Here is a 1313-nt window from a genome sequence, read left to right as displayed (position 1 = left end):
GCATCTCCTCTTCTTTTGTGTTATAATCTAAGTAGTTATTTTCGTAAGTCACTGTCCCCGCAGTGGCTTTTTTTGATTAAGCAATGTCATCTTGTTCGATTAGTGGCAAAATATTGTTGTCTTTCAGCAACTCGTACAGGAATAGACGCCCCTTTTGTGTCCACGTCGTCGTCACATTGGCTCTTGTATGGCCGTTTTTGTCTTGATAGTCAAATGTGTGACTGTCTGTGTAACCTTTGCCCATATGTCGTTTATAGAGAATCCATTGTCCATTCACTTTGTGCTGCACACCAAATTCTAATAGTGTTTTATTGAATTTATTGGCAGACATACCATAATCAGCAGCAATCTGTGTTACTCGCAAAGCTCCCTTGCTCTCAATAATTAAATCTAAGTACCTCGCTTGCTTTTGCGCTTCTTTTAAATCTAGCTGCAATTGATTATTTTCAATTGTCAGATTAGTAATTTTCTTATCTGCCATCAGCAAGGCTCTTGCCATGATTTTCTCTGGGCTGTTGAAATCCTTCTCAACTTGGATAAAGTACTTGCGGACTTGCTTAGATTTTTCGTTACGTTGTAACATAGCAATCTCTTTTGCCATGTCTAGTTTGAGGACATGGTCTTGACTAGGACGACCTCCTGTACTTTTGCTCAAAAATGAGCTAAAGTCCTGACCTTCTTCAAAACCATATTCAGCCATTCTTGGAAACCAATCTTTATAAGCTGTTTTGATCTCGAGTGCTTTATGTAACTGACGACCACTGACAACTGGTTCTTGATTTTCGTTTAGGTTGATGTCTATTAGTTGATTCATAATTTCCTTTCTAGTGTTATACACTTGAAGTGTAGTTTTGTTTTAAAAAAATAATATCATCAATTGATACGTTAACAACTTTACAAAAATTAATAGCTTTATCGATACGCATTGGAGTTTTATAATTCTCGTAGCTAGCATATGTATTCCTATCTACACCGATTTTTCTAGCTATTTCTTCTTGCGTCATTGACACTTTGGCTCTTGCCATCTCTAGTGTCATTTTCATAATTCCCCACCCCCTTTCTATCTGTTTTTAGTACCTCTAATCTGCTATAATGTGAGCAGAAAGGAGGTGATTATATGGATAAATTAACAAAAGATGCCAAGTTTCTTTTAAGTTCAATGTATGTCAAATACAACGAGAGACGTAAAGATAAAATTTCTAAAGAAGAGTCTCGCAATTTCGAAGATATTCAATTCATCAAAGAAAACATTATGAATGAATGGTCTGAAGAAGATGTACTAGATACTTGTTTTGAACTTAGAAAACATGGCT

The 1313-nt window shown here is 35.9% G+C and carries 2 protein-coding genes and 1 pseudogene; 1 reads left to right on the top strand and 2 read right to left on the bottom strand.

What is annotated here, in order from left to right; genetic code table 11:
* Window positions 1–76 precede the first annotated feature (76 nt).
* Window positions 77–814 (bottom strand): antA/AntB antirepressor family protein, encoded by a 738-nt coding sequence (locus HMPREF9171_RS111385; RefSeq protein ID WP_001072507.1) that lies wholly within the window; start codon window positions 812–814, stop codon window positions 77–79.
* Between the two features lie 16 nt (window positions 815–830).
* Window positions 831–1046 carry a helix-turn-helix transcriptional regulator gene (locus tag HMPREF9171_RS111390; RefSeq protein ID WP_025193620.1) on the bottom strand — a complete coding sequence of 72 codons (216 nt, stop codon included), beginning with the start codon at window positions 1044–1046 and terminating at the stop codon, window positions 831–833.
* A 71-nt stretch (window positions 1047–1117) separates the two neighbouring features.
* Here HMPREF9171_RS111390 and HMPREF9171_RS1000000113910 point away from each other — a divergent pair.
* Window positions 1118–1313: pseudogene (locus HMPREF9171_RS1000000113910) on the top strand (hypothetical protein); the annotation flags it as partial.

The organism is Streptococcus agalactiae ATCC 13813, assembly GCF_000186445.1.
In the GTDB taxonomy this organism is placed as follows: Bacteria; Bacillota; Bacilli; order Lactobacillales; family Streptococcaceae; genus Streptococcus; species Streptococcus agalactiae.
This window is presented reverse-complemented; position numbering and strand designations above follow the sequence as displayed.